Raw genomic sequence first — 13033 nt, 5'->3', positions numbered from 1 at the left:
CGGGCGGGCGCGGATCCGGGGGAGGGCGATCGGCGGGTGGGTGCGGCACTGTCGTCCGGCGGCGGCGGGGGTGGACCGCCGCCCACCCCGCCGCCGGGTCAGCCGAGTTCGAGGGTGGTGACGCCGAACACCCGGTCCGCCGCGACCGGGCGGATCGGCCCGGTGTACATCCGGGCCGTCTCGAAGGTCGGCTCCAGGCCCCGCTCCTCGGCGAGCCGGGCCGCCGCCGGATTGGCCTCCGGCATGTCGACGGCGATCCGCTCCGAGCCGAACGCGCGGGCCTCCGCGGCGAGGGCGTCCAGGAGCGCCGCCGCGTCGGCGGGGGTGTCGGCGAAGAGCGGCCCGACCCGGGCCTCCTGCTCGGCGGGCCGGACCACGCCGTAGCCGGTGACCCGCCCGTCGGTCAGCCGCACCAGCGCGCGGTGCCCGGGCGTCGCGAGCCAGGACGCCAGGAAGCGCGGGCGCTCGGCGGGGTGGCAGGCGCCGTCGTACGCGGCGAGGGCGGCCGGATCCACCCGTTCCACGGGCACCACCCCGGCCACCGTCCCCCCGGCCACCGGGACTTCCCCGACGAAACGGGCGGTCCGGTAGGCGGGGGCGAACCCGGACCTGCGGTAGTTGTCCTGCTGCGCCGGCACCCCGTCGAGCCCGACGGTCCGCCCACCCGCGTGCGCGAGCGCGGCCCGCCACGTCGCGAGACCGTGGCCGAGACCGCGCTGGTCGGGGCGGACGAGATAGAACCCCAGGAAGGAATACGTGTCGCTGTAGTTGACGACCGAGATCGCCGAGACCGGCTCCCCGTCGAGCCGCCCCAGGAAGAACCCCTCGGGGTCCTGCGCGAAGAACGCCGGAGCGTCGGAGACACCGGGGTTCCACCCCTCGTCGGCCGCCCATTCGCGCACCAGCGCCCAGTCCTGGAGCGAGGCGCGGGTGATCTGCAGGGTCATGGGGGTCCCTTCGGCGGATGACGGAGCGCGGCGAGAAACGGGAGGAGCGGGAGGAGCGCGAGGGAGTGGGCGAAGCGGGAGGCGGGAGCCGCCGAGCATAGCGGCGCCGCCCCGGCCCCCTCACGTACCGCCGTCGCTTTCCGGCCGTCCCCGGGGAGCACTCCGCCGGCCCGGACGGAGGCGGTCACCCGACGCGCGGGGCGCGGGGCGGCACCGGCCCCGCGCCCCGCAGGGCCGACGCTCAGCCCACCAGCCGCAACGCCGTCTCCGCGACCCCCACCCGTACGGACTGACCCCAGGTCAGCTCAAGGGCGTCCGACTCCATCCCGTCCCCGAACGCCACCAGCCGGTCTGACTCGACCACGAGCCGCAGCGTGTCCCCGGCCCCGAGCAGCCCCTCCACGCGCCCGGTGCCGGAGGCCGGCGAGGGCCAGGCCTCGCGTACCGACCAGGCGAGACGCGGGGCCGTAGGGGCGGGCAGCGGGACGGGGCTGGAGCGCTGGTGCCAGAGTGAGCGCAGCCAGCCCGTCGCGCCCGTTCCGGTGCCGACGAGGACGCCCGAGGAGGCCTGCCGCTCCGCCGGTCCCGAGGGCGCCTGGAGGGTGTAGCGGGCGGTCTGGTGGCCGGGCGCGCCGACATAGACCTCGTTGAGCGCGAGCAGCCGCTGTCCGTCGTCCGTGACGGCCTCGGCCATGGTCAGGCTGTCCACCGCCGTCCGCACCCCCGTGGCGGACGGCAGCAGCCGATGGGCGTCGGCCGGGCTGTGGCGGACCAGGACGCCCGGGTTGCGCCCCGGGTCGACGTCGATGCCGACGACCGGCTGACCCGTCAGGTACTTGGCCGCGTTGGCCACCAGGCCGTCCTGGCCGACGACCACGACGATGTCCTCGGGGCCGAAGAGGAAACGGTCGAGGTCGGCGCGCTCGACCTGGGCCCGCCGCCACCGCAGCGGCACCGCGGCCGCCACCTCGGCGAGCGCCCGCGCCGACCGCTCGTGGCGCTCCCGGACCTCCTCGACGGAACGCCCCCGCGCGGCCAGGAAGAACGCGGCCTGCCCGTGCGTCCCGTGCCGGGCGAGCAGCTCCTGGTACTCGGTCGTGCGGTGGACGAGCACCGCGCGCGGGGCCAGGCTCACGAACCCGCACCGCCGCCCAGCCGGGCGAGGAGCCCGGTCAGGACGTCCGGCGAGAGGGTGAGGTGCTCGATCCTCGGCAACTGCTCGGCCGCCCGGGTCGCGGCGAGGGCGTGCAGCGTCGCCGCCGGCACGTCCGCGTGCGCCCGCAGCCAGGCGGTCTGCGCCTCGGCGCGCGCCGCGCCGACCTCGCGCGCCGCCTCCGCCTCGGCGCGCGCCAGCCGTACCGTGCGCGCGGCCTCGGCCTCGGCCCGTACGGCGTCGGCGGCGGCACCCTCCTCGGCCTCGCGCCGGGCGTTGATGCCCCGCTGGTCGACGAGCCGCTCCTCCTGCCGGGCCAGCTCGATCTTGCTGGCCAGCTCGTTCTCGGCGATGGCGCGCTCACGTTCCACCGCGACGGCCCGCCGCTCGTAGGTGGCCCGGTCGGCCTCCTGCTGGATCTGCTCGCGGGCCGGGGTGCGCAGGGCGCGCTCGACCTCGGGCTCCGGGCGCAGGGCCACCACCCGTACGGCCACCACCTCGATGCCCGTGTCCGGGAGTCGCGGCTCGGCGGCGAGACCGGCCGCCATCCGGTCCCGTACGGCCGCGACCCCGTCGACGAGCGCCTCGGCCAGCGGGATGCGGGCCAGCACGTCGAGGGCGTGCTGCTGGGCGCTCTCGGTGAGCAGACCGGCGATCTGCTCCAGCGGGGTGCCGCGCCAGACACCCGTGTCCGGGTCGACGGAGAAGTCGAGCCGGGTGGCGGCGGCGCCGGGGTCGGCTATCCGGTACGTGACGGTGGACTGGACGCTGACGTCCTGGAAGTCGGCGGTGCGGGCGTGGAAGGCCATCGCCAGCTCGCGGTCGTCGACCGGCACCTCGGAGAGGGCGGCGGACAGCGCCCGGAACCAGAAGCTGAGCCCGGGGCCGTCATGGACGATCCGGCCGCCGCGCTGGTAGCGGATGTGGGCGGTGGGCGCGGAGCGCAGATGGCGCCAGCCGGCCCGCCGGGTGATGTCGGCCATGTGGGACCTCCCCTTGTCGTCAGGATGACGATAGGGGTGGGTTCCGGTTGTCGTCAAGATGACGAGATGAGGGGAGGGGGCCTTATCCCTGGGTCGGTACGGCCGATCTGGCGGCCTGCTCGATCTTCGCCCAGTGGGCCGCGCGGGCCTCCTCGTCGATCTGCCGCTCGTGTTCGGCGCGCAGGCCGGCCCGGCCGTCGAGGCCCTCGCGCAGGATGTCGGCGTGCCCGGCATGCCGGCCGGTCTCGCCGAGGACATGGGTCAGGATGGCGAACAGGTTCGTGTTCGGGCAAGGTTCCGACCACCACGGCACGTGGCCGGGGGCGTCGAGGGGAAGCTCGTCGATCGTCGCGTCCGAGTGTTCCCATGAGCGCCGGTAGAACCCGATGATCTGGTCGCGGGTCTCGTCCGCGGTCGCCCACTGATCGCTGCCGTCGGAGTCCTGCCACCGGGGCAGCGGTTCTGGGGAGGGGCGGTCGAAGACCTCGCCGAAGTACCTGGCCTCGACGGTGGCCACGTGTTTGACGAGGCCGAGGAGGTTGGTCCCGGTCGCGGTCAGGGGCCGGCGGGCGTCGTATTCGGACAGGCCGTCGAGTTTCCAGAGCAGCGCCTGGCGGTCCCGCCGCAGTCTCCCGTGCAGGTTGTCCTTCGCGAAGTCGTCGATCATGCGGCATGAGCCTGCCATGGGCCGCCCGTGGCCTCAAGCTCCCGGCCCGGCGATGGCCGCCGCCCTGACCTGTCGCAAGAAGCTCGCGGAACTCGCCATGTGAGACAGGTTCCAAGCCTCGGCCTCGGCCCCGGCTCCCTATCCGGCCTCGGCCCCGGCTCCCTATCCGGTCCCGGCGCCGGCGTCGCCCCCGGCCTCCGGCCCCGTCCCATGCGCCCGCGCCGAGACGTCCTCATCCGCGAGCCGCCGCAGCGCCGGCGGGACGGGCTCGTGGAGCGTCGCGCAGGACGGGGACGCCTCAGCGCGCCGGTTCGGGAACGGGTACGGGAGCCGGAACGGGCAGGGCGGGCAGAGGGCCGGCCGACGGCGGCGCGGCCAGTGATCCGGGCTCGCCGCCCTTGGCGCGCCCGGCGGGTTCGGGGATGCCGTTCAGGAGTGCCTCGTGTGCGGGTTCCGCTCCCGCGGCGGGGTCCTCCGTCCCCAGCCCGGTCGTCAGCAGGACCACCCCACGGGCGGCCACCAGTGAGGCGGTGGCCGCGACCACCCAGCCCCAGGCGCCCGCGCGGAAGGTCTCGCCGAGCAGGGCCACGCCGATGACGGCGGCGGCGGCCGGGTTGGAGAGGTTGACGACGGCGAGCGGCGCGGCGAGCCCGCCCCGGTAGGCGGCCTGGGAGAGCAGGAGTCCGCCCACCGCGAAGGTGGCGATCAGCACCGCGAGCAGCGTGGTCTGCCACCAGCCGGTCGGGCCCCCGGGCAGGTCGCGGGCGAGCGCGGCGGTCAGGGTCTGGGTGAGGGCCGAGCCCACCCCGGAGGCCATCCCGGACGCGGTGGCGTGCCCGAGGCCGCGCCCCCGGGAGGCGGTCCCCGCGCGGGCGCGCGAACGGGAGGCGAGCAGTCCGATGAGGAGCAGCGTGGCGGCCGTGACGATCAGGGCCTCGCGCAGGTTCAGGGCCTCGCCGGGGGCGGCGGGTCCGGTGACGGCCACCAGGCCCACCAGACCGACGAGCGTCCACAGCGCGCCGCGCCACTCGGCGCGGGTGACCCGCCGGCGCGCGCCGTACGCGCCGATGGGCAGGGCCGCGACGAGCGTCAGCGCGCCCAGCGGCTGGACGAGGGTGAGCGGCCCGTAGTGCAGCGCGGCCACGTGGGCGAGGGCGCCGGCGGCGTTCAGGCCGACCGCCCACCACCACTGGGGGCGGGCGAGCAGTCGCCGCAGCGCACCGGGCCCGCCGGCGGAGGCGGAGGCGAGCCGCGACTGGGCGACGGCGGCCAGGGCGTACCCGGCGGCCGAGACGAGGGAGAGGAGGATCGCGACGGCGGTCCCGGTGGCGGGGCTCATCGCAGCGCTCCGGCGGTGGCAGTGGTGGGGGTGGGGGTGAGCGGCGCGCGGGTGTCGGGCCGGGTCTTCCGGACGGGCGCGGGCACGACGAGCAGGGCGAGCCCGAGCAGGACGGCGGCGGCGAGGGCGTCGGACCAGTAGTGGTTGGCGGTGCCGACGACGACCAGCAGGGTGAGCAGCGGGTGCAGCAGCCACAGCGGGCGCCAGCGCGAGGAGGTCGCGGCGATCAGCCCGATCGCGACCATCAGGGCCCAGCCGAAGTGCAGGGAGGGCATCGCGGCGAACTGGTTCGCCATCGAGTCGGTCTCGGGCGTCGCGCCGTACACGGAGGGTCCGTACACCTGGGCGGTGTCGATCAGGCCGGTCGCGGCGAGCATCCGCGGCGGCGCGAGCGGCAGGAGCAGGTGCAGGGCGAGCGCGGTGCCGGTCAGCAGGGCGAGGACCCGGCGCGACCAGACGTAGTGCGCGGGCCGGCGCCAGTAGAGCCAGGCGAGGAAGGCGAGGGTGGCGGGGAAGTGCACGGCCGCGTAGTACGTGTTGGCGGCCCGGATCAGGCCCTCGCCGTGCAGGAGCAGCTGCTGGATCGTTCCCTCGCCGGGGAGGTGCAGGGCGCGCTCGAAGTCCCACACCCGGTCGGCGTTGTGGAAGGCGCGGGTCTCGTGCCCGTTCGCGAAGAGCCGGCCGAACTTGTAGACGAGGAAGAGCGCCGTCACGAGCAGCAGCTCGCGCACGAGGGGCGGTCTGGGGGTAGCCGTCACCCCCGTTCCTGCAGGACGTGGTCTCCGTATCCCGCGTATCCCGGCAGCCATGGCGCGGCCCCTTTTTCCGTCAATTCGGACAGCAAACGGAGGAACTCTAGATCCGAATTCATCGAGACGCAAGCGTCTCGATACGTTTGCGTCTCGATTGTGCACCCCCTACTCTCGTATGTGCAGAGACAGCTGTCCGCTGGGTACGGGGTGTCCGGGAGGAAATCGATGTCCACGCAGGCCGCGACCGCCGCCGCGAAGCGCGGCAAACTCACCCCCGAGCGGGAGACGGAGCTGTACGAGGCCGTCATCTGCCTGCTCCGTGAGGGCGGCTACGACTCGGTCACCATGGAGGGCGTCGCGGCCCGCACCAAGTGCGGCAAGGCCACGCTCTACCGCCAGTGGGGCACCAAACCCCGCCTCGTCACCGCCGCCCTCGACAAGCGCCGCTGCGCCGTCTTCACCGGCATCGACACCGGCTCCCTCGTGGGCGACCTGCGCGCCGCCGCCGGCGTCGCCGCCTCCCGCCGCGAGCGGGACGCCGAGCTGATGGAAGCCGTCAGCCAGGCGTACATCCAGCACCCCGACCTGCGCGCCGCGCTGCGCGAGACCGTCATCGAACCCGAGGTCGCCGCCCTCGACACGATGCTGCGACGCGCCGTCGAACGCGGCGAGATCGACGCCGACAACCCCGCCATCGGCTTCGTCGCCCCCAGCTTCCTCGGCATTCTCCGCATCGAGCGCCTCTTCGAGGACCGCTTCGCCGACCCGGACACCCTGCGCACCTTCGTGGACGCGGTCCTGCTGCCCGCCCTCCGCGTACGGGACACCTCGGCCGCCGAACCCCCGGAAACCCCCGAGATGTGAACCGCCCGTGGCTCCGGCACCCTGAACCCATGCCCGAGCCCACGCCCCCCACCGCCCCCTCCGGCGTCCGCGTGCGGCGGATCTACGAGCCGCCCGAGCCGGACGACGGACTGCGGGTGCTCGTCGACCGCCTCTGGCCCCGCGGCCTCGCCAAGACCGACGCCCGCGTCGACGAGTGGCCCAAGGCCCTGACCCCCTCCACCGAACTGCGCCGCTGGTACCACGGCCCGGACGGCGCGTACGAGGAGTTCCGCCGCCGCTACGCACGGGAACTCGCCGAACCGCCCGCCGCCGAGGCCCTCGCGGCCCTCCGCGCCCGCGTGGCGGAAGGCCCGGTCACCCTGCTGACGGCGGCGAAGGACCCGACGGTGAGCCATACGGCGGTGCTGACCGAGATGTTGGGGGAGAGCGGGGAGTGAACGGCGACCGGGGGAGGCTGTCGCTGTCGCTGTCGCTGTCGCTGTCGCTGTCGCAGCGGCAGCCGCAGCCGTCCCAGCCGTCACAGTGGTCGTAGCCGCCCCTCCACCCCGCGCGCCCCGTCCATCCCGCCCGCTGTCACCCCGAAGCCCATCCCGGCATACGGCCCTTTCGGGCCACCTCGGCTCCCGCCCCCTGTTCACGGACCGGCGCCCTCGGCACCATGGGCGGCAGGACCCGGCGCGACAGCGCACGGCCCACCCCTCTCGACGCTCGCGAGGAGGCACCGCGTGGACTCGGACCAGGCCCGGCGGAACCGGCACACCGTGCTCGACGCGCTCCAGCGCGACCCGTACCCCCTCTACGCCCGCGCGCGCCGCTCCGCAGGCCTCACCTTCGTCCCCGCCCTCGACTCCTGGCTGGTGGCGCGCGACGCCGACATCCGCGAGGTGCTGCTGCGGCCGCAGGACTTCTCCTCCGCGCAGGCCCTGCGCCCCGACGTGCTGCCCGGCCCCGCCGCGCTCGCCGTCCTCGCGCGGGGCTTCGCGGCCCGGCCGACCGTCGTCTCCACGGACGGCGCTGCCCACAGCCGCCACCGGGCCCCGCTCAACAGCGGCCTGTCGGCCACTCGCACCGCCGCCCTCACCCCGTACATCCGCCGGCAGGCGGAAGCCCTGGCGGACGCCTTCGCCGACACCCTCGCCGCACAGGGCCGGGCCGACCTCATGGCGCACTACGCGTGCCGTCTGCCCGGCGCCGCCGTCGGCCGGCTGCTCGGCCTCGACCCGGCCGACGTACCCGCCGCCGTCCACGGCTCGTACAGCGCCGAACGCCTCCTGTTCCGGCCGCTGCCCGAAGCGGAACAGATCGAAGCCGCCGAGGACGTCCTCGCACTCCAGCGGCTCCTCGACCGCTACGCCCGCGACCGGCGGGAGCGGCCCCGGGACGACCTCATCAGCATCATGGTCGGCGCGCTCGCGCCCGACGCGGGCCTGGGCCCGGGGCCGCGCGGACTCACCGAGGACCAGCGCTGCGAACTCGTCTCCAACCTGCAGAACCTGCTGATAGCCGGCCACCTCACCACCACCGCGCTGATCGGCGGGACGGTGCTCCACCTGCTGCGCCACCCCGACCAGTGGCGGCTGCTGTGCCGGAAGCCGGAGCTGATACCCGCCGCGGTCGAGGAGGCCGCGCGCTACGACACGGCCGTCCAGGGCTTCCGCCGCACGACCACCCGCCCGGTCGTCCTCGCCGGCACCGAACTGCCCGCCGGGGCGACCGTCTTCCTCGCGTACGGCTCCGCGAACCGCGACCCCGCCCGGCACCCCGACCCCGACACCTTCGACATCACGCGCCCCCGCCCGCACACCCGCCACCTGGCCTTCGGCCACGGCCGCCACGGCTGCCCGGGATCCCAGCTCGCCCGCATCCAACTCCACACCACACTGGAGGTGTTGACCGACCGGCTCCCCGGCCTCCGCCTCGCCGACGGCGCCGCCCCGGTGATGCGCCCGACCCTCATCCACCGCTCGCCGGAGGAACTGCTCCTCACTCGCTGAGCAGCAGCCGCGGCGCCTCTGTCACGGCGTCCGGCACAGCGGCCCCGGCCGCCTCCACGCGACCGGCCAGCCCTCGCGCCCACGCCACCACCCCGGCGACATCGATCCCGTACGTCACGGCCCCGGGCCCGGCCGCGTACCCGGCGACCCGCTCCGCCCCGCGCCGCAGCAGCCGCGCACCACCCGTCGCGTTCCCGCGCGCCGCGTGCGTCAGGCCCACGGCCAGCTGGGCGAGCCCCTGCCACAGGTCCCGCTCCCGCCCGGGCCCCGACTTCCACGCATCCTCGAACACCTCGTGCGCGTGGAACGGCATCCCCGCGTCCAGCAGCCGCTGTGCCTCCCGCACCGTCTCGCCCGGCGCCCGCACCAGTCCCTCCGGCTGCCGCGGCACCCCCTCGGCCCCGTACGGCAACGGCCGCCCCAGCCCGTCCCGCGGCCGCGCACTCCGCGCCCGCCCGTCCCGGTCCCGATCCCTGTCCCGATCCGTGTCCATCCCCCCATTCTCCGCCGCCCCACCCGGTGACACCCCGTGTGGTGATCCACCCCGTGAAGTGAGGTAATGTTCTCTTGCACGCCGCCACCGGGGACAAACCGGAGGCAGACGGGCACCGGGACGTGGCGCAGCTTGGTAGCGCACTTGACTGGGGGTCAAGGGGTCGCAGGTTCAAATCCTGTCGTCCCGACTCGAAAGAGTCGAGGTCAGGGGCCGTTTTGGAGCAATCCAAAACGGCCCCTTGATCGTTTTTGGGGACCAGTTGGGGACCAAGCCGGTCCGAGCGGGTCATACGGCGGTCATTGCCGTGAGTGGCAGTGAACGAGGTGCACGGAGCACCATGAGGTGCGCGGACAGCGCGGCGCCAGCTGCGGTGATCTGGCCGGCGTCGGGGTGCAGGTAGCGCTGAGTGGTGGTCAGCGAGCCGTGCCCGGCGATCTTGCGCAGGACGTGGAGCGGCACGCCGGCGTCGGCGAACCAGGTCAGTCCGGTGTGGCGCAGGTCGTGCCGTCGGAGGTGTTCGAAGCCGAGTTCCGCTACGACGTCGTCCCAGTGAGTGGCATCGCGCAGGACGGCGGTGGAGGGGTACCTTGCGGGCGCGCTTTCCCTTGGTGGCCTTGTCGACGAGCCCGCTTGGGCGGGGGTGGTCTGCCGCCGTACGGTCCAGATCCAGTTGTCGGTGTCGATGTCCTTGACGCGGACTCCGGAGACCTCGCCGATGCGGGCTGCCGTGGATGCGGCGAACGTGACCACGTCGCCCCACCCCTGGTACCGGCCGTATGAGCGAGCGACCAGGTCCTTGGCGAGGGCCTGGAGGGTCTCCCAGTCGGGCAGAGCGAGCGCACGCGGGTCGTTCAGTTCGTCCTCGACCTGCTGGTACTGGCGCTGCCAGCCGCTGACCCGGGCAGGGTTGACCTTGATGAGCCCGTCGCGAACGGCCTGCTCCATGACGCGCACGAGGACGGCGATGGTGTTCTTCACGGTGGAGCGGCTGAGCTCGTCTGCGATCCATCGGTAGACGGTCCGGTCCACGGCGCCATTGGTGATCATCCGAACCGGCAGGTGCCCGAGGGAGGGCACTACGCGCAGACGCCAACCGGCCAAATAGGGGTCGAGTGTCTTGAGTTCCAGCCCTCGAAGCGTGAGGTCCATGTTCGCGGTGCCGTAGTCGGCCAGCGGCATGGTGGCAAGCGACAGGTTGATGCCGGCCTGGGGGGGCCTCGACCAGCGCCGAGATCCACTCCTGGGCTTCGTCCTCCGTCTCCTTGGCCTCCCTGGCAATCCCTGGAGCCTTCCCGGGATAGTCAGCCACGGACCTTGACGGTGACGTCCTGGCCATCTGTTCGCTCCCCTTCCTCCACGTTATGCGCGACTGTGTCGGAGAGCATCTCGACCCTCGCTGCGGACCAATGCGACATGTGACCGTCTTTGTTCAGTGCCGCAACGAGGCCCTTCAGGTCTTCCCATGGCCACACGCGCCGGCCGTCTGAAACGAGGTCAACGGGCCGACCAGCGCCTGATCCGATCCGGTGTGCAAGGTGAGCTTGCCGACGCACCACGGGCAGGGGGCGATCCGGCAGGGGTGTGCCGCTCGTCGAGGCCGAGGGCGCCCAGCAGCAGGCCCTCCTCGAGGCGGCGACGCGGAAGCGCAGTGGTTCACCGCGTTGACTGTGAACCACTGCACGAAATGGTCTGGTACGCGAATCCCTCGCGCCGCTGGCCCGGTCTCCGAAGCCCGATCCGTGCCCCGCCTGGCCAGGCACACCCAACGGCCGTCGCCACCCATCCCTGAGCGCCTACACGGCCAGACCGGCCATGTAGAACGCTCAGTCACAGCGCTCGACGTCGTATGCAGGGGGCACGGACCCTTGTTCGGCCTGGGAGCCGAAGGATCCGCCCATGGCCGACATGCCGAGCTTCGATGCACATGTGACGGGTGGGTTTTCGGGCGGCCGGGCTGCAGCGGGCGGTCAGTTAATCGGGCGAGAGCGAAGGAGCGAGTCAGCTCTGACGAGATCTTCCGGTGTGTCGACGGCCAGGCCGTCGTCGATGACGGTAAGCATCCGTACGCCGTAGCCGTGCTCCACGAAGCGCAGCATTTCCACGCCTTCGGTTCGCTCCAGCGGTCCTTGAGGCAGCTGTCGAAACAGGCTGAGGGCCGCTCCTGTGAAGCCGTAAAGCCCCAGCTGGCGTCGGTACTTCGATCGGTCTCCTCGTGGGTACGGGATCGGCTGGCGGGAGAACATCAGCGCCTTCTCTTCGGCGTCTACGACGACCTTCACGACGTTGTAGTCCAGCACCGCGCCGACGTCGCCCAGCACCGTGTACGCGTTCACCGCGAGCGTTCCCGGTACGAGGTGTTCCAGGGCTTCGGAGACCGCGTCGATCGCGGCAGGGGAGATGAACGGTTCGTCGCCCTGGACGTTGATGTACGCGTCTGCCGGCAGGCGCGCCGCGCACTCCGCGACGCGGTCCGTACCCGTGAGGTGCCGGCCCGTGCGCATGCACTCGATGCCCAGCTCGTGGCACACCCTCTCGATGCGCTCGTCATCAGTGGCGACCACCACGCCGTCGAGACGCTCGGCCTCCAGACAGCGCTGGTGGACGTGCCAGAGAAGCGGCTTGTTCCCGAGCTGCGCCAGGGGCTTTCCCGGAAACCGGGAGGAGCCCCAGCGGCAGGGGATGACGGCCACATGATGGCGACCTGCGGTATGCGGTGGTGCGGTCGTGGTGGCGGGCACGGCGTACTCCCGTCGGTGGGTGTCAGGAATGGGTGGGGTGGGGGAGGAGGGCCAGGTCCGTCCGGGCGGCCGGCGGGGCGGAGCCGTCGAACGAGTGCACCCCAAGGTTCCGCGGCTCTTCGGCGTGCAGCTCGGCGGCCAGAGCCCGCATATGGGTGTGCATGCCGCGGTGAAGGTCGACCTGGGGCTGCCAGCCCAGGACCTCCTGCGCGCGGCCGCGGTTGGCACGGGTGGTGAGGACGTCACCGCTGCGCGGGTGCTCCTGGTGAACCTGGACCTCGCGCCCGGTGAGGCTGCGCGCGATGTTGATCACCTCGAGCAGAGAGGCGCTCGAACCACCGCCCACGTTGATTACGCCCTGCGCAGTCGGGACGGTGCCTGCGGAGATGGTGGCCGAGACCGCATCGTCGACGTACGTGAAGTCCCGGCGCTGGTGACCGTCACCGTACAGACGGAGCGGTTGATCGGTCAGGGCCGCCGTGAGGGCACGGTGGGTGAACATGTCCGGCCGCTGCCGGGGGCCGTAGACGGTGAAGTACCGCAGGGCGACGACGCTGGTCGGGCAGTGGGCCTGTGTGGAGTGCGCGAGGCAGAGCTGCTCCTCGGCGAGCTTGGTGACCGCGTACGGGGACGCCGGCTGGGGCCTGTCGGTCTCCACGCTCGCACCGCCGTCCGTGGTGCCGTAGACGCTGGAGGACGAAGCCACCACGAGTCGGGGCACGCCCATGCGGGCGACGGCGTCCATGACGCGATGGGTTGCGAGGATGTTCGAGGCGACGTAGTCGCTGAACTTCGGTCCCCAGGAAGGACGTACCCCGGGGATGCCGGCCAGGTGGAAGACGGCGTTCGCTTCCACGAGAAGCGGCTCGATCGCGCAGCTGAGGAGGTCGGCGGTGACGTGCATGTATCCCGGGATCCCCTGCAGAGCGGCGAGGTTGGCGGCGGCCGTGGGGTCGGTGGCCGGGTCGCGCCGGTCGACGCCGATGACGATGGCGCCGGCCTGGACGAGGGCGTGCGCGAGGTGGGAGCCGATGAAGCCGGCGGCGCCGGTTACGACAGCCCGACGCGGGACGGTGGTGATCAGATGGGCGGGCGAGTTGTGTGACACGGGAATCTCC

At 73.3% G+C, this 13033-nt stretch carries 13 protein-coding genes and 1 tRNA gene; 4 read left to right on the top strand and 10 right to left on the bottom strand.

Annotated features, from left to right (window positions below; translation table 11 throughout):
- Nucleotides 1-98 precede the first annotated feature (98 nt).
- The 6 genes from ACZ3ZE_RS09170 to ACZ3ZE_RS09145 all read right to left on the bottom strand — a co-directional run bounded on the left by ACZ3ZE_RS09170 (nucleotide 99) and on the right by ACZ3ZE_RS09145 (nucleotide 5898).
- Nucleotides 99-947, bottom strand: coding sequence for a GNAT family N-acetyltransferase (locus tag ACZ3ZE_RS09170; protein WP_361621614.1), 849 nt, complete (start codon nucleotides 945-947; stop codon nucleotides 99-101).
- A gap of 241 nt (nucleotides 948-1188) precedes the next feature.
- Nucleotides 1189-2082 carry an NAD(+)/NADH kinase gene (locus ACZ3ZE_RS09165; RefSeq protein ID WP_442304047.1) on the bottom strand — a complete coding sequence of 298 codons (894 nt, stop codon included), beginning with the start codon at nucleotides 2080-2082 and terminating at the stop codon, nucleotides 1189-1191.
- A complete protein-coding gene (locus ACZ3ZE_RS09160) occupies nucleotides 2079-3083 on the bottom strand; it encodes an SPFH domain-containing protein (RefSeq protein ID WP_361178505.1) in 1005 nt (334 codons plus the stop codon). Before ACZ3ZE_RS09160 ends, ACZ3ZE_RS09165 begins: the two co-directional genes overlap by 4 nt.
- A gap of 82 nt (nucleotides 3084-3165) precedes the next feature.
- Nucleotides 3166-3750, bottom strand: coding sequence for a DinB family protein (locus ACZ3ZE_RS09155; protein WP_467258176.1), 585 nt, complete (start codon nucleotides 3748-3750; stop codon nucleotides 3166-3168).
- A 298-nt stretch (nucleotides 3751-4048) separates the two neighbouring features.
- A complete protein-coding gene (locus tag ACZ3ZE_RS09150; RefSeq protein WP_361178499.1) occupies nucleotides 4049-5089 on the bottom strand; it encodes a DMT family transporter in 1041 nt (346 codons plus the stop codon).
- Entirely contained in the window at nucleotides 5086-5898 is an 813-nt protein-coding gene (locus ACZ3ZE_RS09145; RefSeq protein WP_361178496.1) for a phosphatase PAP2 family protein, read from the bottom strand. The genes ACZ3ZE_RS09150 and ACZ3ZE_RS09145 overlap by 4 nt, the downstream gene beginning before the upstream one ends.
- 168 nt (nucleotides 5899-6066) lie before the next feature.
- Here ACZ3ZE_RS09145 and ACZ3ZE_RS09140 point away from each other — a divergent pair, with 168 nt between their 5' ends.
- The 3 genes from ACZ3ZE_RS09140 to ACZ3ZE_RS09130 all read left to right on the top strand — a co-directional run bounded on the left by ACZ3ZE_RS09140 (nucleotide 6067) and on the right by ACZ3ZE_RS09130 (nucleotide 8681).
- Nucleotides 6067-6705, top strand: coding sequence for a TetR/AcrR family transcriptional regulator (locus ACZ3ZE_RS09140; protein ID WP_467258174.1), 639 nt, complete (start codon nucleotides 6067-6069; stop codon nucleotides 6703-6705).
- A 29-nt stretch (nucleotides 6706-6734) separates the two neighbouring features.
- Nucleotides 6735-7124: a DUF488 domain-containing protein gene (locus tag ACZ3ZE_RS09135; RefSeq protein ID WP_361178491.1), complete on the top strand. Its 390-nt coding sequence runs from the start codon at nucleotides 6735-6737 to the stop codon at nucleotides 7122-7124.
- 288 nt (nucleotides 7125-7412) lie between these two features.
- Nucleotides 7413-8681, top strand: a complete 1269-nt coding sequence (locus ACZ3ZE_RS09130; RefSeq protein WP_467258170.1) for a cytochrome P450 — start codon at nucleotides 7413-7415, stop codon at nucleotides 8679-8681.
- Here the strand turns inward: ACZ3ZE_RS09130 and ACZ3ZE_RS09125 are convergent.
- On the bottom strand, nucleotides 8671-9174 hold the full coding sequence (locus ACZ3ZE_RS09125; RefSeq protein WP_361178485.1) for a DUF309 domain-containing protein: 504 nt from the start codon (nucleotides 9172-9174) through the stop codon (nucleotides 8671-8673). The two genes, ACZ3ZE_RS09130 and ACZ3ZE_RS09125, sit on opposite strands and share 11 nt — an antisense overlap.
- A gap of 116 nt (nucleotides 9175-9290) precedes the next feature.
- Here ACZ3ZE_RS09125 and ACZ3ZE_RS09120 point away from each other — a divergent pair.
- A tRNA-Pro gene (locus ACZ3ZE_RS09120) sits at nucleotides 9291-9364 on the top strand.
- Between the two features lie 98 nt (nucleotides 9365-9462).
- On the opposite strand, the gene ACZ3ZE_RS09115 is transcribed toward ACZ3ZE_RS09120, so the two are convergent.
- The 3 genes from ACZ3ZE_RS09115 to ACZ3ZE_RS09105 all read right to left on the bottom strand — a co-directional run bounded on the left by ACZ3ZE_RS09115 (nucleotide 9463) and on the right by ACZ3ZE_RS09105 (nucleotide 13023).
- A complete protein-coding gene (locus ACZ3ZE_RS09115) occupies nucleotides 9463-10356 on the bottom strand; it encodes a tyrosine-type recombinase/integrase (protein ID WP_467258168.1) in 894 nt (297 codons plus the stop codon).
- 788 nt (nucleotides 10357-11144) lie between these two features.
- A complete protein-coding gene (locus tag ACZ3ZE_RS09110; protein WP_467258166.1) occupies nucleotides 11145-11915 on the bottom strand; it encodes a 3-deoxy-manno-octulosonate cytidylyltransferase in 771 nt (256 codons plus the stop codon).
- 22 nt (nucleotides 11916-11937) lie between these two features.
- Nucleotides 11938-13023, bottom strand: a complete 1086-nt coding sequence (locus tag ACZ3ZE_RS09105; RefSeq protein ID WP_361178476.1) for an NAD-dependent epimerase/dehydratase family protein — start codon at nucleotides 13021-13023, stop codon at nucleotides 11938-11940.
- Nucleotides 13024-13033: the final 10 nt, after the last annotated feature.

The sequence above is a fragment of the Streptomyces sp. NPDC023157 genome, from assembly GCF_055560575.1.
Note: the sequence above shows the minus strand (reverse complement) of the source record. Positions and strands in the feature narration are given on the sequence as shown.

Coding starts and splice junctions, on each gene's coding strand:
- ACZ3ZE_RS09170 (WP_361621614.1), bottom strand. CDS start 947: ATGACCCTGCAGATCACCCGCGCCTCGCTCCAGGACTGGGCGCTGGTG.
- ACZ3ZE_RS09160 (WP_361178505.1), bottom strand. CDS start 3,083: ATGGCCGACATCACCCGGCGGGCCGGCTGGCGCCATCTGCGCTCCGCG.
- ACZ3ZE_RS09155 (WP_467258176.1), bottom strand. CDS start 3,750: ATGATCGACGACTTCGCGAAGGACAACCTGCACGGGAGACTGCGGCGG.
- ACZ3ZE_RS09150 (WP_361178499.1), bottom strand. CDS start 5,089: ATGAGCCCCGCCACCGGGACCGCCGTCGCGATCCTCCTCTCCCTCGTC.
- ACZ3ZE_RS09145 (WP_361178496.1), bottom strand. CDS start 5,898: ATGGCTGCCGGGATACGCGGGATACGGAGACCACGTCCTGCAGGAACG.
- ACZ3ZE_RS09140 (WP_467258174.1), top strand. CDS start 6,067: ATGTCCACGCAGGCCGCGACCGCCGCCGCGAAGCGCGGCAAACTCACC.
- ACZ3ZE_RS09135 (WP_361178491.1), top strand. CDS start 6,735: ATGCCCGAGCCCACGCCCCCCACCGCCCCCTCCGGCGTCCGCGTGCGG.
- ACZ3ZE_RS09125 (WP_361178485.1), bottom strand. CDS start 9,174: ATGGACACGGATCGGGACAGGGATCGGGACCGGGACGGGCGGGCGCGG.
- ACZ3ZE_RS09115 (WP_467258168.1), bottom strand. CDS start 10,356: ATGCCGCTGGCCGACTACGGCACCGCGAACATGGACCTCACGCTTCGA.